The organism is Ruegeria sp. O5 (assembly GCF_056535105.1).
Map to the genome: position 1 here is coordinate 1 of NZ_JBQERN010000010.1, position 19138 is coordinate 19138.

At 56.2% G+C, this 19138-nt stretch carries 16 protein-coding genes; 7 read left to right on the plus strand and 9 right to left on the minus strand.

What is annotated here, in order from left to right; translation table 11 throughout:
• Positions 1–572: DUF3604 domain-containing protein (locus ACR0M3_RS13075; RefSeq protein WP_480911228.1), on the plus strand; the 572-nt coding region annotated here is incomplete at its 5' end.
• A 366-nt stretch (positions 573–938) separates the two neighbouring features.
• Here the strand turns inward: ACR0M3_RS13075 and ACR0M3_RS13080 are convergent.
• From ACR0M3_RS13080 to ACR0M3_RS13090, 3 genes are read right to left on the minus strand one after another with little or no spacing between them, the layout of a single operon-like run.
• Positions 939–2471 carry a sensor histidine kinase gene (locus ACR0M3_RS13080; protein WP_480911232.1) on the minus strand — a complete coding sequence of 511 codons (1533 nt, stop codon included), beginning with the start codon at positions 2469–2471 and terminating at the stop codon, positions 939–941.
• A complete protein-coding gene (locus ACR0M3_RS13085; protein ID WP_480911235.1) occupies positions 2456–3148 on the minus strand; it encodes a response regulator in 693 nt (230 codons plus the stop codon). The genes ACR0M3_RS13080 and ACR0M3_RS13085 overlap by 16 nt, the downstream gene beginning before the upstream one ends.
• 13 nt (positions 3149–3161) lie before the next feature.
• Positions 3162–4688: a DUF4153 domain-containing protein gene (locus ACR0M3_RS13090; RefSeq protein WP_480487260.1), complete on the minus strand. Its 1527-nt coding sequence runs from the start codon at positions 4686–4688 to the stop codon at positions 3162–3164.
• A gap of 280 nt (positions 4689–4968) precedes the next feature.
• On the opposite strand from ACR0M3_RS13090, the gene ACR0M3_RS13095 reads away from it, so the two are divergent.
• Together ACR0M3_RS13095 and ACR0M3_RS13100 are read left to right on the plus strand one after the other, a co-directional pair.
• A complete protein-coding gene (locus tag ACR0M3_RS13095) occupies positions 4969–6495 on the plus strand; it encodes a malonate--CoA ligase (protein ID WP_480911238.1) in 1527 nt (508 codons plus the stop codon).
• A 65-nt stretch (positions 6496–6560) separates the two neighbouring features.
• Positions 6561–8246: a tryptophan halogenase family protein gene (locus tag ACR0M3_RS13100; protein ID WP_480911241.1), complete on the plus strand. Its 1686-nt coding sequence runs from the start codon at positions 6561–6563 to the stop codon at positions 8244–8246.
• Between the two features lie 73 nt (positions 8247–8319).
• Here the strand turns inward: ACR0M3_RS13100 and ACR0M3_RS13105 are convergent, their stop codons facing one another.
• From ACR0M3_RS13105 to ugpB, 5 genes are all read right to left on the minus strand, one after another.
• On the minus strand, positions 8320–9255 hold the full coding sequence (locus tag ACR0M3_RS13105) for a glycerophosphodiester phosphodiesterase family protein (protein WP_480911244.1): 936 nt from the start codon (positions 9253–9255) through the stop codon (positions 8320–8322).
• On the minus strand, positions 9255–10310 hold the full coding sequence (gene ugpC, locus ACR0M3_RS13110; RefSeq protein ID WP_480900330.1) for a sn-glycerol-3-phosphate ABC transporter ATP-binding protein UgpC: 1056 nt from the start codon (positions 10308–10310) through the stop codon (positions 9255–9257). Before ugpC ends, ACR0M3_RS13105 begins: the two co-directional genes overlap by 1 nt.
• A 3-nt stretch (positions 10311–10313) precedes the next feature.
• Positions 10314–11150: a sn-glycerol-3-phosphate ABC transporter permease UgpE gene (ugpE, locus tag ACR0M3_RS13115; protein WP_267365578.1), complete on the minus strand. Its 837-nt coding sequence runs from the start codon at positions 11148–11150 to the stop codon at positions 10314–10316.
• Positions 11151–11170: 20 nt separating this feature from the next.
• Complete coding sequence (gene ugpA / locus ACR0M3_RS13120; RefSeq protein ID WP_209505975.1) at positions 11171–12052, minus strand: sn-glycerol-3-phosphate ABC transporter permease UgpA; 882 nt, start codon at positions 12050–12052, stop codon at positions 11171–11173.
• Between the two features lie 63 nt (positions 12053–12115).
• On the minus strand, positions 12116–13426 hold the full coding sequence (gene ugpB / locus ACR0M3_RS13125; protein WP_480911247.1) for a sn-glycerol-3-phosphate ABC transporter substrate-binding protein UgpB: 1311 nt from the start codon (positions 13424–13426) through the stop codon (positions 12116–12118).
• Positions 13427–13604: 178 nt separating this feature from the next.
• Between ugpB and ACR0M3_RS13130 the strand changes: the two genes are divergently transcribed.
• Positions 13605–14510: a LysR substrate-binding domain-containing protein gene (locus tag ACR0M3_RS13130; protein WP_209598847.1), complete on the plus strand. Its 906-nt coding sequence runs from the start codon at positions 13605–13607 to the stop codon at positions 14508–14510.
• Positions 14511–14609: 99 nt separating this feature from the next.
• Here the strand turns inward: ACR0M3_RS13130 and ACR0M3_RS13135 are convergent, their stop codons facing one another.
• Entirely contained in the window at positions 14610–16850 is a 2241-nt protein-coding gene (locus ACR0M3_RS13135) for an adenylate/guanylate cyclase domain-containing protein (RefSeq protein WP_480911248.1), read from the minus strand.
• A gap of 209 nt (positions 16851–17059) precedes the next feature.
• Between ACR0M3_RS13135 and ACR0M3_RS13140 the strand changes: the two genes are divergently transcribed.
• The 3 genes from ACR0M3_RS13140 to ACR0M3_RS13150 all read left to right on the plus strand — a co-directional run bounded on the left by ACR0M3_RS13140 (position 17060) and on the right by ACR0M3_RS13150 (position 19125).
• Positions 17060–17431 (plus strand): YciI family protein, encoded by a 372-nt coding sequence (locus tag ACR0M3_RS13140; RefSeq protein WP_480483831.1) that lies wholly within the window; start codon positions 17060–17062, stop codon positions 17429–17431.
• Between the two features lie 3 nt (positions 17432–17434).
• Positions 17435–18670 (plus strand): RNA polymerase sigma factor, encoded by a 1236-nt coding sequence (locus ACR0M3_RS13145; protein ID WP_480911249.1) that lies wholly within the window; start codon positions 17435–17437, stop codon positions 18668–18670.
• A gap of 68 nt (positions 18671–18738) precedes the next feature.
• Complete coding sequence (locus ACR0M3_RS13150; protein ID WP_480900336.1) at positions 18739–19125, plus strand: VOC family protein; 387 nt, start codon at positions 18739–18741, stop codon at positions 19123–19125.
• The last annotated feature ends 13 nt before the right edge of the window (positions 19126–19138 follow it).

A 19138-nucleotide genomic window follows, 5' to 3' on the forward strand; every position in this document is an offset into this window, starting at 1 on the left:
CTCAGCATTGGGCTGGAAAAGCCCTGTCGCATTCGAAAGGAAAGTGGCTTAAACGAGCACTTGGGGCGGCAAAAAAACGGGACAGGTCCAATGCAAAAGGCGTACCGATGGGTGCCGACCTTATGACCCCCTCCGAAGGTGCACAGGCACCAAGGTTCATGGTGGCAGCCCTTCGTGATCCAATTGGCGCTAACCTCGACCGCGTGCAAATCGTGAAAGGTTGGCTCAATGAGGACGGGACGACCGATGAGAAAGTCTTTGACGTCGCCTGGTCAGACGAACGCGAAACTGGCAGCGACGGAAAGGTTCCGCCCGTTGGTGACACTGTGGATGTTGCTTCCGCAACCTGGACCAACACCATTGGTGCCGCGGAACTTGCGACAATCTGGATTGATCCTGAATTCGACCCGGCGCGCCCGGCTTTCTATTACGCGCGTGTGCTCGAGATTCCGACACCACCCTGGTACGTCTACGACGCATACCGCTACGGTATCGACATCCCTGAAGGCGCTCCTACTTCGCAGCAGGAGCGTGCCTACACGTCTCCAATCTGGTACACGCCGCAAGGCTGACTGATTGCCAAGTTTGGGTTGAAAATAACGCGATCGACTGTTCGATGGTGCGGTTGAGAGTGGTACCGCCTCTCGTGCGAAAACAGGTCTCGGTGGAAAGACACGACACAACCTGAACAATATGCTGGCGGCGGTGTTCGGAAAGAGCCATTTGGAAAGCGTCGGACCTGTCTCACTTTTGGTGATCAACCCGAACTAATCCTTAGCAAAGTTGACGCCACTCGGACATTGATGTGCCAAAACGCGCAGCGGTGTCAGAGCGAATGGCGGCTAAGCGCAAAGTCTGCGACTGCGGTTCGATAGACAGAACCTCCGAGCTTCTGAACAGCGAATGTTGCCCCTTTTACAGGCGGCTTGCGCGCCCGATTAATTAAAAATCAGAAGAAAACAAGCGCCTTGGTTGCTTGGCACAACACTGAGTTGCCCACCAATTGCTTCCATGGTCGCTTTGACAATATTCAGGCCCATACCTGTGCCACCGGCCTCTCTTTTTGTCGTAAAGAAGGGCTGCAAAACCTTGTCCTTGTTCCCTTCACTGATACCGGCGCCATTATCTGCGATTTTTAGGCAGATGACACCGTCGACCTGATAGGCTGTCAGCACGGCATTCTGCGCGCCGTGTTGCTGAGCGTTCTCAAGCATATGTGTCAGCATGATGTGCAGGGTGGGCGCCGCGACGGGTAAGGGCAGGTGATTGTTCTCAGCCTTGATCGCAAGCGCCGGGAAAGTCTGGACGAGCTGATCAGTGATGTCGTTCAGACAGCATGTACCGTTAATGGCGCTCTGATCGGCAAGGCTGAAGGCGCGCATGTTGGCCAGCAGATCCTCCATCCGCTTTCCACCTTTGTCTACAGTGTCCAGCAGGCGGTGTTTCTGCGCGGGTGGCAAATCATCGTCGCGCAGCAGCTCTGCGGCGCCTTTCAGGGCAGTGAGGGGTGACTTCAGCTCGTGGGTGACATGGGCGGTGTACGTTTTCAATCCATCCTGCTTGTCCTGCAAGCGTTCCGTCAGCGATTGAAAGCTCTGGCTCAGATCCGCGATTTCCCGCGTGCCAAGTTGGTCTGGTGGTTCCCATGCCTGACCACCGTGGCCCGCCACGTGGCTGCGCTGGATTAACAGGTGGATCGGCCGGGTGATGAACCGCCAGAACACGTACCCGATAAGCGCCGTGGACAAAGCGACAAATGCCGCAGCTTTGGCAAGGTTGAAACGTTCGCCGTACAGAAAGCGGAAAATATGGTTCGGGGTGCGGCTCAGGTAAACCGCGCCGATCAAAGTCTGATCCACGAACACTGGCATCGCCACGAAAACGCGCACGCGGGCACCGCGGCTGAGGGTATAAAGCGCAGGCGTTGCATCCTCGCGCACGCGGGTGCGCGCGACCGAGACGGTTTTCCCTGAAAGGGCCTCGCGAACCTCGTCAACATGGCCCAGCTTCTGGCCAATTTCCGCAGTACCGGCAAACACGTTCCCATCGACATCCAGCATCCGGTAGCCCGCAAGGGTTTGCGCCTGGGCGGCGTTGGCGATGCGGCTTAGTGGGGTGGCGATGGCCTGATAACCCGAACCGGGACGGACGGTTGCCGGTCTCGCGTCCGGGCGCGGTGGCAGAACCGTTTCGCGATTGACCGACAGCGATGGGAACACCGCGTACTCGGTTGAGATTGCACTCGGGCGGGGTGGCTTGATCCCGGCTGCATCTGCATAAAGTTCGGCATACGCCGCTGACATAACCGCAGCCTGTGTCAGCAGGCTTTCTTCGGTCTGTTGCACCAGTTGGCTGTCGTAAAAACGGAACAGGATCAGCCCGGCAAAGGGTAGGCACAGGACAATGCCCAGCACCAGCAGAACGATGGTCCACAATCTGGGGCGCCATTCGCGGTTCAGCCGGGCGTGCATGCACCCATCCTGAGGCCGACACCGTGAATGGTCACGATCCCTTCGGCACAACCGGCCTGGGCCAGTTTGGCACGGACATTGCGTATGTGGCTGTCAATGGTGCGGTCCGAGACGTGGATGTTGTAGCCGTAAAGCGCATCGATCAGCTGCGCCCTGGACAAAACGCGGTCGGGACGGGCCATCAGAGTTGCCAGCAGCCGAAATTCCGATCCGGTCAGCGTCACAGCGGTTGACGCGAACCTGCACAGGTGACGCTCTGCATCCAGGTGCAGGCTGCCTTGCGACAGCACCGGATCGGGCTGCGCAGGTGTCGGCGCGCTGCGCTTCAGGATGGCCTTAATCCGGGCCACCAATTCGCGCGGGGAAAAGGGTTTGGTCAGATAATCATCGGCGCCCAGCTCCAGCCCGACGATACGGTCGACCTCGTCATCACGGGCGGTCAGGAACAGGATCGGCACGTCCGAGGATTTGCGGATGTCCCTGCATACTTCCAGACCATCCTTTTCGGGCAACCCGATATCCAGCACGATCAGATCGGGGCTTTCCTGACGGTTTGTATCAAGCGCGGTCAGGCCGTCGCTGGCCAGAAGTGGCGCATAGCCTGCCTTTTCAATCGCGAACCTTGTTACCTCAAGGATATCCGGATCATCGTCGACAACAAGAATGCGTGCAGGCATCAAATGGGGTCCTTCAACTCTGCTGCCGATAATAGGCTTGGATTCGCCATCTCCGAAAGCCCCATTCGCGCCAGTTGGTGATTGCATCCTTTTTCAGATCATATCGCATCCATACGTCACAGACTTGCTGTCCGGTTCTGGTTTCATGATCGCGGATAGCGGGGTAAGCATCAGCACCAAGGCTGCATATGTAACCGGTATCCTGTTGCGTCAGAGCGCTGCCGTGGCTCAGATTGTAGCTGGCAATGACTGATGCGAAATTCACAAAGTTGCAGATATACAAGACCACCAGAAGCGCTGCAAAACAACGCCGCAGAAGCCAGGTTGTACCAAAGCCGCGTTGGATTTGCACCACGATCAGCAGCAAACCAGTGAAAACCAGCGCCATCCATATGAAGGCGGCCACCCGCAAATAGGTAAGCGCATAGGCGTCGACGTAATGATGCAGCCGGATGGCAGCTGTCAGCACCAGGAACACGTTTTGCGCCAACCACATATAGATCAGAATGCGCAACGTCCGGTCCGCGCCGATCATGCTGTGAGTGACCAGAGTGAATACGCCCGCCATCAGGGCCGTCGCCACCAGCGGATAAGCGCCCCGATGGGCATAAGCGGCATAGCTCATCCCTTGAGGCAGGGATACACCGCCGGTCAGGATACCAAGGTCCATCACGGTTTGTACAAGGAACATCAGGTTGAACAGCAACAGCGAATTGCGCACCGAGATTGGATTGATCAGAAATGCAGCCCGGCTTGGGCCTGTCTTCGGCATGGTGGCTGGGCGGGCAATGCCGCCCAGCCATGGATCGCTGAGGTTTAGGAACGGCCACAGCAGCGAGGCCATAACACCCCAGAACAGAAGCCGCAGCCAAAAGTACCCTTCGAACAGAAGACTTGGGTCCAGCTCTGCCAGAAGATCTTCCAGCACCGGATTGGCGGCGGCCAGTAAGGCAAGGAAGACCGTACCCAATAGCAGCGGCAAGGCCAGCGAGGCTGCGTGGCGGCGGCTGTCGGACCCAAGATCGGCGGCCACTGCGGTGCGACATGTGTCGCGCAGCAAAAGCGTCGCGCCGATGGAAGGCAGGCGCAGGGCGGAGCGCAGCAGCAGACGTTCGTTTACGGCCTGACCGAATAGCGCCCAGGTGGCCAGACTGACCAAACCAGCAAGGCTGAACAATAACGATAGAAGCTGCAAATCGATGGCCACCGGCAGGTTGGTGAACAAGGCAAATGCGGCGGCTATGAGCCATTCCGTTGCAGTCGCCCGCCGGGGTTTCATCGCCATGATCGCGGCGGACAAGACCAGCGCGAAGACTGAGACAGAAATGCCTAGCGGTTGTTCCCAAAACAACCAATCAGCAAGCGCTACCAGCGATGCAAGAAGCGGGATCGCATGGCGCATTTTCAGCGTGGACATCAGAGAGCCACTCTGCTGTCGTCTGTTGCCTCCCCATCGGGGGGCCTCGTCCATCTTTCCCAGCCACCACGCGTCCAGCACGATGCTGTCCGGCACGCCGCGAATTGTCAGTTCCTGCCTCATGTCCTGTCTCCTGCTTGCAGGTTTCCTTTCCCGGCAGATTGCCTGCGGCGCTTGCATCTTTGGCGCGACGTATCCGCAGCCTTCATGGGGCTTTCGTGCAGAAAATGTGCAGAGGCGGTGAAAGGCATTACCCACCACGGGTTCCGAGCTGCAACTCGCGCCGGGCAATAAAAGCGACGCGATCAGGCATTGAACTGCAAGCAAAAGCGCAGTGTGACACAGTTGAACCTTCCCCTAAGAAGCGGTTCGCCGTTATGGCTGGGGAAACGGAGGATCGAACATGGCTAACCCTCTCTATGATGATTTGTTTGGCATTCACGCCGACAAAGATACGGCTTTCCTGCACCTGACAGACGGGACGACCGTCACCTATCGAAACTTTCTGAGTACAGCCGCCCGGATCGCCCATGTGGCCACGCAACTGGGCCTAAAACCCGGGGACCGGGTTGCGGCTCAGGTCGATAAATCGCCTGAGGCGCTGGCGCTATACGCGGCATGCGCGCAGGCAGGCCTGGTTTTCCTGCCGCTGAACACCGCCTATACCGTGGACGAACTGACGTATTTCATCGAAAACAGCGGCGCGTCACTTGTTGTCTGCGATGGCCGAAGCAAAGACCAACTGACCCTGATTGCCGTGCGTTTTGGGGGCAGGGTGGAAACGCTGAATGCGGATGGCTCGGGCTCGCTGATGGATCTGGCGGTTGCAATGCCAGACAGCTTTGCGACCGTGGATCGGGACGGTGAGGATCTGGCGGCGTTTCTTTACACGTCGGGCACCACCGGACGTTCAAAAGGCGCGATGCTGACCCAGAACAACCTGTTGTCCAATGCGCGGACACTGGTCGAAGAGTGGCGGTTCACGTCGGAAGACGTTCTGTTGCACGCGCTGCCGATCTTTCACACGCATGGGCTGTTTGTGGCCACCAATATCATTTTGGCTGTCGGCGGAAGCATGATCTGGCTGCCAAAATTCGACCCGGATCAGATCATTAACAGAATGCCCGGAGCCACGTCGATGATGGGCGTTCCGACCTTCTATACGCGCCTGCTGGCAGACGCGCGTTTTACCAGCGAGCTGACCAAACATATGCGCTTGTTCGTATCGGGTTCGGCCCCATTGCTGGCGGATACCCATGCACAATTCCAGGAGCGTACCGGGCATCGTATCCTAGAACGCTATGGCATGACTGAAACCAATATGAACACCTCAAACCCCTATGACGGCGAACGTCGCGCGGGCACGGTCGGGTTTCCCTTGCCGGGGGTCGAACTGAAGATATGCGATGCAGTCGGCGACCCCTTGCCGAAGGGTGAAATCGGTGAGATCGAAGTGCGTGGCCCAAACGTGTTCAAGGGATATTGGCAGATGCCGGAAAAGACGGCTGCCGAGCTGCGCGAAAACGGGTTTTTCATCACCGGTGATCTGGGACGGGTCGACGAAGATGGGTATGTCCATATCGTCGGGCGCAACAAGGACCTGATCATCTCGGGTGGCTACAATATCTACCCCAAGGAAATTGAGCTGGTTCTGGACAGCCACCCCGGTGTTCTGGAGAGCGCAGTGATCGGCGTGCCGCATCCCGACTTCGGTGAAACCGTGCTGGGCCTGATTGTAGCGGAACCCGGGCAGTCTCCGGATCTCGACGCGGTCATGGTTGCAGTGCGCGACAGCCTGGCGCGGTTCAAACATCCCCGCACGCTTATTCAACTGGGTGAATTGCCCCGCAATACAATGGGAAAAGTCCAAAAGAACATCTTGCGTGACCAGTTTAGGGACATGTTCAAAGCCGGGTCACAAGGCACATAATGGCAGAGCCTAGATAAGCGTCGGAAACTTGATATAGTCCTCAAAACCAATGGGGACAGAAGAATATGAACAATCGTTTGCGCAAAATCACCATCGTAGGTGGCGGCACGGCAGGCTGGATGACCGCGTTGATCCTGGACATGGTGTTTTCACGCACTTCAGCAACAAAAGACCGACCACATATCTGCCTGATCGAAAGCCCCAATATCTCGACCGTGGGTGTTGGTGAGGCTACGGTGCCGCGCATGCCGGTCACGCTGCGTCAGGCGGGCATTTCCGAACGGGATTTTTTCCGCGAGACAAACGCGTCCTTCAAGCTGGGTGTGAAGTTCTGCAACTGGAACAAAGACCCCAAAGGAAAACGCATCGATTACGTGAACCCCTTTGCCCATGGCCAGATGCTGGAAGGGTTGGACGCCGCGGAGTATTTCCTGCGCTTTGGCAACGGAGAGCGGGACTTTACACAGTCCATCTCGCCTCACGATCATCTGGGACGTCTGTGCAAAGGCGCGCGGCAGCTGGGTCAGCCCGAGTTTGAACAGCGTTTTGGCTATGCCTATCATCTGGATGCGGTGAAGTTTGCGGGTATGCTTACCACGGTCTGCACAAAGCGCGGCGTCGAGCATATCCAGGACGAGGTACAGAAGGTCGAGCTGGATGAACAAGGCAACGTCAGCCATCTGATGCTGGAGCGGGCAGGACGTCATGACATCGAAATGGTCATCGATTGCACCGGGTTCCGCGGCCTGATCATCAATCAGGCACTGGGCGAGCCGTTTTTGGATTATTCGGACTATCTGCCCAATGACCGCGCCATGGCGTTGCAGGTTGAACACCGCAATCCCAATAAAATCGAAAGCCTCACGCGGTCGACCGCGCTGGGCGCGGGGTGGACGTGGCGGGTGCCGCTCTACAATCGTGTGGGTACAGGCTATGTGTTCTCCTCGGCGCATCGAACGGATGATCAGGCGGCCGACGAATATCTTGAATGGCTGGGTGACAGCGGCAAGGGTTTGACGCCGCGGATCATCCCGATGCGCGTCGGGCGCGTGCGCAATGCCTGGGTCAAGAATTGTGTGGCAATCGGTCTGTCAGGCGGGTTTATCGAGCCGTTGGAAAGTACCGCGATCCACATGATTGACCACGCAGTACGCTGGTTTGCAGAACACTTGCCGACGCGCGACGTCGCCCCTTCACTGCGGGCAAGATACAACCGGCAGATGGACAAGCTTTATAACGAGGTTCTGGAATTCATCTGCCTGCACTACCGATTGGGCAACCGAAAGGATGATCCCTATTGGATCGACGCGCGGACAGAGATGAAGATACCGGATCGGCTGGCCGAGAATCTGGAGTTGTGGCAGCACCGTCTGCCGATGGATCACGATGTGGAATTTGCCACGCTGTTTGACCATCGCGTTTATCAGACGGTTCTGTTGGGCAAACAGGTCTATGATACGGGTTACGGTACCGGCATCCGAGATCGTTTGCGGCCGATGAAGAAGGTGATCTGGTTCCAGGGCATGCAGCGTGCGAAAGAGGATCTTGCGCAGATCGTCAAAGTGATGCCGGATCATAAAACGCTGCTGCGCGATATCCGGGGGGAGCTGGAAAAACCGGTCTTTGGAATGGCGAACGTGGCGAAACCGACGGTTGCGATGCCGGGCACGAAACCCGCACCTGTTACGATTCAGAACATGCCGAATTTTGCTGAAATCCAAAGCGGCGCGAAGGATTTGCAACTGTTCTAACGGTTCTCTGCCCTTACGAAGGAAATTTAAGAAACTGAAGGACGAGGCATTCAGCCCCGGCCTTCAGGGCGGTTTAACGCCAGCTCATACCCCGGTCAGACAAGTGCCTTTGAACCCGACCCGGATAATCAGAAACAATGGCATCCACACGCAGGTCGATCATCCTGGCAATATCTTCAGGGTCATTGACCGTCCAGACCGCAACGCAAAGGTCCAAATCCTTGGCCAGTTCGACGTTTTCAGCAGTTACATCCGCATAATACGGGCACCACAGTGAGCCACCCGCTTGCTTGACCAATCGCGGAATATCGCCTTCGCGGCCGCGAAAATCCGGGCAGACTGCCTTGGACGAATCCTCCCCTACATCCTCGGCGTTTTCGGGAAGCTGGGTCAGATAAGAAGATGGTATATCCGGCGCTTGCCGCTGACATTCTTCTAACAGATTCCAGTCGAAACTGTGCAGCACCACACGCGACGACAGGGCCTTGGAACGAACCTCTTGCAGGACAAGACTGACAAACTTCTCTCTGTAGCGCGCGTCATGGGCCAAATCGGGGTCCGATTTCAGCTCGAGCATCAGACAGGCATCGCTATGTTGGGGGTCACTCACCAGATCCAGCAGGTCAAGCAGTCTTGGAACGCGAACGCCATCTATTAGCGCCTGATCTGGAAATCGCCGACCATAGGCAGAATTCCCATCCAACCGCCCGATATCGAACTTCTGAATCTGCTCAAACGTCAGAGTTGAAACCTTCGGCTCTTCCCCGGTCAAAAACTGGCCGTCAGCATCGCGAAAACTGGGGGCGTGCAGCCGGTGATTATGGGTTATGACGGGGATGTCGTCAGCCGTGAGGACAACATCAAACTCCAGCAGCGGCACGCCAATGGACAGCGAAAAGTCAAAACCAATCATGCTGTTTTCAGGCAATACGCCTCGCGCACCCCGGTGGCCTACGATGCGGATCAGGTTGTCGCCCCCCCGGAAAGCCTCGACCTGTGGGAATGCCATCAGCCTTCCAGCCTTTCACCGGTGGATCGGTCAAACAGATGCATATGGTCTGAGGACACAGAAAACCGCATGTTCGGATGTCGGCCTTCGATCGGGTGCACACCCGGAAGGCTGATCGTGATCGGATCGCCCAAGCCGGTCAGTTGACCGTGCAACAGCGTGTTTGCCCCCAGTGGCTCTGCCATCTGAATCGTAGCCTCAATCGGGCCATTGTCATCCAGCAATAGATGCTCGGGTCGTACCCCCAGCTTGAAGGCAATATCAGGGCCCTGCGACGAACCAACCGCGACCCCACCAATCATGACGGTTCCGTTTTCGCGTTGGGCCTCAAAGACATTCATCGCGGGGCTGCCGATGAACTGTGCCGCAAACAGGGTTCTTGGCGTTTCGTATACCTCTAGCGGTGTGCCAACCTGTTCGGCGATACCGCCGTTCATGACGATCATCCTGTCGGCCATTGTCATGGCTTCAACCTGATCGTGGGTTACATAAAGCGACGTGATCCCCAGTTTTTCCTGAAGTTCACGAATCTCAAGCCGCATCTGCACGCGAAGCTTTGCATCCAGGTTCGAAAGTGGCTCGTCAAACAGGAACACCGCAGGTTCACGGACAATCGCGCGTCCCATAGCCACCCTCTGACGTTGGCCGCCTGACAATTGTCTGGGTTTGCGGTCGAGCAATGGTTCAAGCTGCAATAGCCTGGCCGCCTCGGTCACTTTTTGATCGATCTGGGCCTTGGGCAACCCTGCGATCTTCAGGCCATAGCCCATGTTCTGCCGGACCGACATATGCGGGTAGAGCGCATAGTTCTGGAACACCATGGCAATGTCGCGATCCATCGGCTCTTTTTCGTTGGCCCGTTCCGCACCAATCCGGATTTCACCCGCGGTCACGGTCTCAAGCCCTGCCACCATCCGCAACAGCGTGGATTTTCCGCAGCCCGAAGGGCCGACGATGACAATAAACTCGCCATCTTCGATGTGGATGTCGATGCCATGTATGACATCTGTCGGGCCAAAGCTCTTCTTGACATTCTCCAGGGTTACTGTTGCCATTTTCTATTTCTCGCTATCAACAAGACCGCGGACAAAAAGCTTTTGCATCGACACCACCACGATGACCGGCGGGATCATCGCCAGAATGGAGGTTGCCATGATGACCGGCCAATCAGCTACATCATCGCCAGACGGGAACATCTGCTTGATGCCCATCACAATGGTGTTCATTTCAGGGTCGGTGGTGATAAGCAGCGGCCACAGATACTGGTTCCACCCATAGATAAACAGGATGACGAACAGTGCCGCGATGTTTGTCCGGCTCATCGGTACGACGATATCGATGAAAAACCGCATAGGCCGGGCACCATCCACACGCGCAGCTTCGGCAAGCTCGTCCGGGATTGTCAGAAAGAACTGACGGAACAGGAAGGTCGCCGTGGCCGAGGCGATCAGCGGAAAGATCAGCCCGTAATAGCTGTTGAGCATGCCGAACCCGGCCACGACCTCAAATGTCGGAACGATGCGCACTTCGACCGGCAACATAAGGGTCAGGAAGATCAGCCAAAAGAACGTTGTTCGACCGGGAAAGCGGAAATAGACAATTGCAAATGCCGACAGCAGTGAAATGACGATCTTGCCCACTGCGATCCCGATGGCCATCACAAGGCTGTTGAACAGCATCGTTGCGACGGGGACATTCACGCCGGAAAACAGGGCTGCCTTGTAGTTCTCCCAGAACTGATCACCCGGCAAAAGCGGCATGGGTGGTGATACAACTTCCGGCTGGGTAACGGTTGAGGCGACAAACGCCAGCCAAATCGGAAAGAAGATGACCAGGACGCCAAGGATCATCAGGGCATGTGTCAGCCAGATACCTGCTCCGCGCTTTTCGACCATTCCGTGCTGTTGGGCTGCCATCAGTAATGCACCCTCTTTTCCACGTACTTGAACTGAATGACGGTCAGCAGGCCGACGACAATCAGCAAAATGACCGATTGCGCCGAAGACGAGCCCAGATCCTGACCGACGAACCCGTCTGAAAAGACTTTGTAAACCAGAATGGTCGTGGCCTGCTGCGGACCGCCACCGGTGATTGTGTGGATTACGCCGAAAGTTTCAAAGAACGCATAGACCACATTCACTACAAGCAGGAAAAACGCTGTCGGTGACAGCAACGGCAGGACAATCGTGAAAAACCTGCGCCAGAACCGTGCGCCATCGATCGCTGCGGCCTCGATGACCGACCGCGGAACCGACTGGAGTGCGGCGAAGAAGAACAAAAAGTTATAACTGATGCGCCCCCAGGCCGAAGCGACGACCACAAGCCCCATCGCCTCGGTGCCATTCAAGACGTGGTTCCAGTCATAGCCCAGCTGTCCAAGATACCACGACACGACACCGACGCGCGTGTTGAACATGAACAGCCATAGCACACCCGCAACCGCCGGTGCGACTGCATAAGGCCAAATCAGCAGCGTCCGATAAGCTCCGGATCCTTTGATCAGCCGATCTGCAATGACTGCCAGAAACAGGGCCGGGATCATGGAGCAGAGCGTAACAAGCGTCGAAAACACGGCCGTGGTTACAAAGGATGCGCGATAAAACTTGTCGCTTAGCAGAAATTCAAAATTGCCCAGACCGACGAACTTGGACGACAACCCGAACGGATCTGGGATGAACAGCGACTGCCACACAGCTTGTGCAGCGGGATAAAAGAAGAATACGGCAGAAATGACGACCTGTGGGGCGATCAGCGCCAATGGCAACAGCCAGCCGCGGAATGTGACGCGTTTTTCCATCCTGATGACCCGCCGGGAAAAGTGGATGCGGGCTCTGCCGAGCCCGCACCGGATTTCAGAGGTTTATTGATTCGCCGATTCGAACCTGCGCAGAAGCGCGTCACCGCGTTCTTTTGCGCTGTCCATGGCTTCCTGGGCAGTTTTCTCACCGGCCCAGATGGCCTCAAGTTCCTCATCGATTATACCGCGAATTTGATCGAACGATCCCAGACGCAGACCTTTCGAATTTGCTGTCGGCTCTTTCGCGGTCATCTGGATCACAGCGATATCGGTGCCCGGGTTTTCATCATAGAAACCGGCCGCACGAGTCGCTTCACCGGCTTCTGCGGTAATCGGAAGATAGCCGGTATTCTGGTGCCATGCCGCCTGAACGTCGGACGAGGACAAGAAGCTAAGGAACTCGCCAACGCCTTTGTATTCTTCGGGATCATGACCTTCCATCACCCATAGGGATGCACCGCCGATGATGGTGTTTTGAGGCTCGCTTGTGACCGCTTCCCAATACGGCAGCGGGCGCACATCAAAGTCGAACTCGGCCTCGGCTTTGATCCCGGCATACCCGGCCGAGCTTTCGGTGAACAAGGCACATTCTCCGGCCCTGAAGTTTGCGCCGCCTTCATTTCTGCGACCGGTATAGATGAATTTCCCATCCTTGGCCCAGTCACCCATGGCGCTCAGGTGCGCGACCTGTACCGGGCCGTTCAGCATCAGTTCTGTGTCCAGACCGGCAAAACCATTGTCCTGCGATGCAAACGGAACGTTGTGATAGGCTGACAGGTTTTCCAGGTGAATCCAGCTTTGCCATGCCGTCACCAGCGGGCAGTCCTCGCCTCCGGCTTTGAGTTGCTCCAGCACATCGCCGACTTTTTCCCAAGTTGACAGGTCAGTATCAGGATCAACACCTGCCGCCTGCATGGCGTCGCGGTTGACCCACAAGACCGGCGTGGACGAGTTGAACGGCAGCGACAACATATCACCGTCGGTGGTGGTGTAGTAACCCTTCACCGCGCCGATATAGGCATCGGGATCAAAAGACGCGCCACTTTCAGCCATGACTTCGTAGATCGGCTTGATCGCGCCTTTTGCTGACATCATCGTTGCGGTGCCAACCTCGAAAACCATCAGGATGTGTGGCTGTTCGCCAGCACGGAAAGCGGCAATGCCAGCGTTCAGGGTTTCTGAGTAGTTGCCCTTGTGGCTTTCGACCACGACAAACTCATCCTGACTGTCGTTGAACTCTTCAACCTGCGCTTTGACAAGTTCGCCAAGGCGGCCGGTGAAGGCATGCCAGAATTGAACTTCGGTTTGTGCCATTGCCGCCAAGGGGGACAAGGCAGTTGTAACGGCAAGAGCGCCAAGCAAATTCTTTTTCATGATTCCTCCCATGCATCAGGTTTGATGCTTCGTTGAGTACCGACTGCAACGCGTATTCGACACACATGACGATTTCACGACGTTACCGTTACAGAAATATAATTCAAGCCCTACTTATTGGCAAAAAAAATAATACAATGTTATACAGCGTGAATGAAAAAGCGGAACTGGGTCTGCAATGAGACAAACTTTGAGAATTCGGCAATTGGAAGCACTCATGGCGGTGACCACCAATGGTTCGGTCACAGCAGCGGCCGCCGATTTGGGGGTGAGCCAACCAGCTGTCAGCAGGTTGCTGTCGGATCTTGAAAAATCGTTTGGATTTCAACTTTTTGATCGCCGCAAAGGGCGATTGGTGCCAACCCAGGAAGTTCGCTATCTGCAACCCAGCGTGGACCGTGTCCTGGAATTGATGAAGCAGATATCGGACGCGAGTCAGAATATCACGCAGCGTAAAGCCGGGCATATCCGCGTCGCCTGCCTGCCCGGTTTCGCCACCAGCCATCTGCCGGATGTTGTGGCAAGTTTTCTGAAAGACCGGCCAGGTGTCACCATGACGATCGAACCGGACAGGCCGGAACGGATATTGGAATGGATGGTTGGCGAACAATATGACTTTGGAATCACCGATGGCTTCAACGGTCATCCGGGGGTCGAAAGCAGAAATGTCGATGTGCGCACGGTTTGCGTATTCCCGAAAAATCACGCGCTTGAGAACCTCTCGGAGGTGACGCCATCCGATCTTGCAGATGAGAACATCATACATACGCGGCGCGACAGCGACTTTTTCGGACGGCTTTCGAAGGCATTTCAGCAGGCCAATGTTACACTCAACTCTCATATCGAAGTCCGGCAATTCACGGCGGCATGTGAATTGGCGATAAAAGGCGTTGGTGTCTCAATCGTCAGCGAACTGGACGCTGTCCATTACACAGACCGGGGGCTAAGCTACAGGCCATTCAAGCCGTTTTTGCCGCATACACTTTCGCTGGTACGCCCGGTTCTGAAGCAGCCGTCTTTGATAACACTGGAGTTCATCGAGCATTTCAGCGAAAGTCTGAATGCGTTCAGAACACTTGCGTGAGGCTGCGGTCACCGGGACGAAGGATACCTGCCCGCGTTTCCAGCCAACACTCTCCAGAAAAAGCAGGAGCCAAGGGATCGAATACGCCCAAAGTCGTCGTTATTGTGAGGCTCCGCGTATCTGTTCAATGGCTCGGGCGGCAAATCTACCCGACAAAGACCCGTCTGCGGCTGCTTCCAATGCAGGCAAAGCGGGGAATGCTTTCCCGCCGATTTCACCCAATGCGTTGGCGGCTTCTTTTCTGACAAAAACCGAAGGGCTGCCCAACAGCATGATCAGTTCCGGAACGGCTGGGGCTGCGTCAGCTCCAAAGAGCGCCAAAGACTGAGCCGCGTCACGTTGTTCCTTGGCATCTCCGCGCATCAGATCAGCTTTGAGGCTCGCAACTGTCGTGCTCGGCGGAAGCGCGGCCAATTGAAGGCCGTTTTTCAAGCGATTGTTCAAATGCTGATGCTCGCCGATCCATCGCACGATAAAGAAATAATCGCGCACCGCTTCGCCCAGAACCTTCTCGTTTTTTCCATTCTGCCATTGTTCGATCATTGCACGCGCGCTGCTTCGATCGCCATTCAAGGCCAGAACCGACGCTGAAAATGGCATCAACTCAACTGCCTGCGGGTTTCGGTCCAGCTCAGACCTAATAACGGCCTCTGCACCTTTCAGATCATTCATCGCAAACAGCGCAGCACCTTGAAATAGCGCGTAGTGGCTGGGGTATTCCGGGTCGAGGCGCATTGCAGCCTGTACAAATGCCAGCCCTTCTTCTGGCTCGCCACCCGCGATCAAGGCCCATCCCATTGTCACATGCGCTTCAGGGTCGCTTGGTTGCAGGGCAATGGCTTTCGCGGCTTCTTGTCTCGCTTCTTCTGTTCCCCGACTTACACCCTCGGCGCTGTCCCAGTCCGGAAGGTTGAGAGCGACTATTGCCCTGATGACGTGGATAAGCGAGGTGTCCTGATGCGTCAGTTCACGGTAGTATTTATAGAACAGCCCGATATGCATCTGCTCTTCAGCATTCGCAAAGCCTGACCAGTGGTGGAAGATGTGCGGTCGCAAATGTACCATAGCTAACATCGCCCAGGCGCGCGCATAATTCGGGTCCAACTCGACAGCCCGCTCAAAATGCGGAATTGCGGCCAGATTGTCCTGTTCATTGAAGCGTGAATAAAGCGCCCACCCGCGCTGGAACGCTTCGCGCGCCTCGATCTTTTCAGTCTCTATGTTTTCGATAGCAATCCGGCTTTGCGTGTCGAGCGGGACATCCAACTCGCGCGCAATCGCCAGTACAATGTTGTTTTGCAGGTCGAAGATCTCATCGATTTCACCGTCGAAACGTTCCGCCCAGATCAATCTGCCGTTCAACGTGTCCGTCAGGCGGATGTTGACCCGAAAACCTTCTCCGCTACGTCTAAGGCTTCCATCAACGACATAGCGAACGCCCAGTTTCTCGGCAAAACCTGCCACATCAATGTCGCGGTCCTGAAATGCAAAGGATGTGTTTCCGGCGATGACAAATAACCCTGATATGCGGGACAAGTCCGTTATCAGATCCTCGGAAACGCCATCTATCAACATCTTGTTGGACGCGTCGCTGGTGAAATTCGTCAAGGGAAGCACGGCGATCGAGGGCAGGTCCGGCAGAGGGTAAGCCATCTGTGCTTCAGAAGCGCGCAACTGACCCTTTTCCCATGTCTTTGTCCCGATATACCCGGTCGCGCCCAACACGATCAGGATTGCAGCTAGCTTCATTAAACGCGGCGCTTTCTTCGTTTTTTGCTTTACCGCCGGGGTCAACGCATCTGTTTCGACGCGGAACGCCTCAATGGGGTCCGCGATATTCTTGACGGATTGCGGGCCAATTGGCGTAAAGGCGAAGGGCACCTTGTTGCGCGCGTATCCGACAATCGCCTGCGAGGCGATAATCCCCCCAGGTTCTGCCTGCGCCTCAAGCCGTGCGGCAACGTTGACACCATCACCCAGGATGTCATCGGCGTTCGAGACGACATCGCCGACATTCAAACCGATCCGAAAAACGATTGCGCGATCAGGTTCGGTATCCGAGTTTCTTTTCGACAGTTCGGCCTGTATCTCGACTGCAGCGCGAACCGCATCGACTGCGCTGGGGAATTCGATCAGAAAACTATCACCGGCTGTGTTCGCAATGCGCCCTGAATACCCGGCGATCAAGGGCTCGATAACTTCAGCGCGGATCCGGCGCAGCTTGTCGATGGTGCCTTCTTCATCCAAGCCAACCAATCTTGAATAGCCTGCGATATCGGCGGCTAAGATGGCTGCTAATCGACGATTTGGCCGGCTTTCCATAGTCTCGCAGCCTACCATTTAGCCATTTTTCTGGGAACCGGTTTTCAAGGTACCGGTTTTGCTCCGGTTTTTGAAATCCCCCGACCTGTTATCTGGATGGCAATGCAAGCCCGGACCGCTGGGTTTTCAGACAAAAGCGGTCTGGGCAATTTGTCGGCTCTGCGCGTTGTCGGATTTGCATGGCGTCGCGCGTCCTTGCACAATGCGACCAACGCATGGAGGCGAAAATGATCTACGCAATCACAATTTATGGGGAACCGGGCGTGTTCGAGGCATTGCCGAAAGATCGCCAGGACGAAGTGATGTCAGGCCATCGCGCCCTGCAAGCGGTTTTGTCGGAACGCGGAGAGTTTGTGTCGATAAAACTGATGCCGCCAACGTCAGCGGTAATGGTCGAACCGGCGGCGTCCGAAGGTGCTGCCCCCCTGATCACCGATGGCCCGTTTTCCGAGACCAAGGAAAACTTCCTTGGGTTTTACGCCGCTGATTTCAAAGATCTTGAAGAAGCGTTGGAACATGCAAAACTGATCTCTTCACCGGTCGCGCGGCTGGAAGTTCGGCCTGTGGCCTGGGCCGGGGGTGCCATATCGTCGGAATAGATCATGTCAGACTGGCTGGAGGCCACATTTGCTGAACAACGCCCGCGCGCCATTGCTGCCCTGACGCGGGCTTTTCGGGATCTGGACACCGCAGAGGAGGCCTTTGCCGACGCCTGCCTGAAAGCCTTGGCGGTTTGGCCCCAGGACGGGGCGCCTCGTGATCCATTGGCATGGCTTCTGGCCACGGCCCGGAATTCGGGTCTGGACGATATACGCAAATCCCGGCGGCGCGCGGCAATCCTGTCGCGCCACGCAGAGGAGTTTCAACCGATGCCGGCGGAAACACCCGACCCTGATGAGATGCGGGATGATGTCCTGCGCTTGCTGTTCATCTGTTGTCACCCGGAACTGGATCGGCGGGATCAGATCGCCATCGCCTTGCGGGTGGTCGCGGGGCTGAGCGTCGATGAGATCGCCAGCGGATTTCTGGTCAAGTCCAAGGCCATGGAACAGCGCATTACCCGCGCCAAAAAGAAAATAGCAAATAACCCGGTCGCCTTTGAAACGCCAAGCCCGGCTGAAAGACAAGCCCGGTTGGGCGAAGTCTCGACAATGGTTTATCTGATGTTCAGCGAAGGGTGGTCGACCTCGGCCGGGCCGCAGCAAATCAAGCTCACGCTGTGCAAAGAAGCGATCCGGCTTGCCCGCCTTCTTGCCGCATTGTTCCCTGCAATGGGCGAGCAGGCCGCATTGCTGGCGCTGTTGTTGTTTCAACACGCCCGGCGCCGGGCCCGGATTGACGCGGAAGGCAAGCTCGTCGCACTCGACGATCAGAACCGCGATCTTTGGGATCGCTCGAATATCGCTGAGGCTACATCCCTGTTGCAAAAAGCTCAGCGGATTGGCCACCGCGGGGTCTATGTCATCCAGGCTGCAATCGCCCAGGCACATGCCTGTTCAACCTCGTCCGAAGAAACCAACTGGGCGTTAATCGAAAGCCACTACGCCGCCCTTTACGCATTGCAGCCGACACCTGTGATCCGGCTCAACCAGATTGCCGCACAGGCCAAGCTACACGGCGCACAATATGCTTTGAAGGCAATGGATCCTCTGTCACAGGAGCTGTCCAACTATCGTTGGTTTCACGCGATGCGAGGTGGCCTTTTGCAAGAAGCGGGGGATCATAAAGACGCCATTTCCGCCTTTGAAACCGTGTTGGCGCTTTCTCCCACCGCGTTGGAATGCGACGTGATCAACGAAAAAATCAAAATTAGCAAAGAAGAATTGGAGGGCCTGTAGGAAAACACACTCCTCATACGTCCTTGGGTCAGACCCGTATGTGGCGGGCGTAACCAACGGAGGTACCCATGAGTATACTTGAGATGACGGCTGTCGGAAATTCAGGATGGATCGGGCATTCCGGGCCGGATCAGAGCAAGGCCAAATCCTTTTATCAGGATGTGCTGGGCTGGACGATCAGCGATATGCCGATGCAGGATGGGTCAAGTTATTCGGCCGCAGTTGTGGGCGAGACCGCTATCGGAGGCTTTTCACCAATGCCGGAAGAGCGTGGAAGCTGGACGATCTTCTTCACAGTGGCCGACCTGGATGCGAGTGTTGCAAAGGCCGAAGCCAAAGGCGCCACAGTTCTTCAACCCGCGATGGATATGCCGGGTGTCGGGCGCATGGCCACGCTGAACGACCCGCAAGGTGCCCGCTTTGCATTGATCACTTATGAAAGCATGAGACCCTGAGAACTGCCTGAAA

What these genes read in the sequence shown, in the direction of transcription:
- ugpB (WP_480911247.1), bottom strand. Translation starts at nt 13,426, where the DNA reads ATGAAAAAGAATTTGCTTGGCGCTCTTGCCGTTACAACTGCCTTGTCC.
- ugpE (WP_267365578.1), bottom strand. Translation starts at nt 11,150, where the DNA reads ATGGTCGAAAAGCGCGGAGCAGGTATCTGGCTGACACATGCCCTGATG.
- ACR0M3_RS13100 (WP_480911241.1), top strand. Translation starts at nt 6,561, where the DNA reads ATGAACAATCGTTTGCGCAAAATCACCATCGTAGGTGGCGGCACGGCA.
- ACR0M3_RS13145 (WP_480911249.1), top strand. Translation starts at nt 17,435, where the DNA reads ATGTCAGACTGGCTGGAGGCCACATTTGCTGAACAACGCCCGCGCGCC.
- ACR0M3_RS13090 (WP_480487260.1), bottom strand. Translation starts at nt 4,688, where the DNA reads ATGAGGCAGGAACTGACAATTCGCGGCGTGCCGGACAGCATCGTGCTG.
- ACR0M3_RS13080 (WP_480911232.1), bottom strand. Translation starts at nt 2,471, where the DNA reads ATGCACGCCCGGCTGAACCGCGAATGGCGCCCCAGATTGTGGACCATC.
- ACR0M3_RS13130 (WP_209598847.1), top strand. Translation starts at nt 13,605, where the DNA reads ATGAGACAAACTTTGAGAATTCGGCAATTGGAAGCACTCATGGCGGTG.
- ugpA (WP_209505975.1), bottom strand. Translation starts at nt 12,052, where the DNA reads ATGGAAAAACGCGTCACATTCCGCGGCTGGCTGTTGCCATTGGCGCTG.
- ACR0M3_RS13135 (WP_480911248.1), bottom strand. Translation starts at nt 16,850, where the DNA reads ATGGTAGGCTGCGAGACTATGGAAAGCCGGCCAAATCGTCGATTAGCA.
- ACR0M3_RS13105 (WP_480911244.1), bottom strand. Translation starts at nt 9,255, where the DNA reads ATGGCATTCCCACAGGTCGAGGCTTTCCGGGGGGGCGACAACCTGATC.
- ACR0M3_RS13150 (WP_480900336.1), top strand. Translation starts at nt 18,739, where the DNA reads ATGAGTATACTTGAGATGACGGCTGTCGGAAATTCAGGATGGATCGGG.
- ACR0M3_RS13140 (WP_480483831.1), top strand. Translation starts at nt 17,060, where the DNA reads ATGATCTACGCAATCACAATTTATGGGGAACCGGGCGTGTTCGAGGCA.
- ACR0M3_RS13085 (WP_480911235.1), bottom strand. Translation starts at nt 3,148, where the DNA reads ATGCCTGCACGCATTCTTGTTGTCGACGATGATCCGGATATCCTTGAG.
- ACR0M3_RS13095 (WP_480911238.1), top strand. Translation starts at nt 4,969, where the DNA reads ATGGCTAACCCTCTCTATGATGATTTGTTTGGCATTCACGCCGACAAA.
- ugpC (WP_480900330.1), bottom strand. Translation starts at nt 10,310, where the DNA reads ATGGCAACAGTAACCCTGGAGAATGTCAAGAAGAGCTTTGGCCCGACA.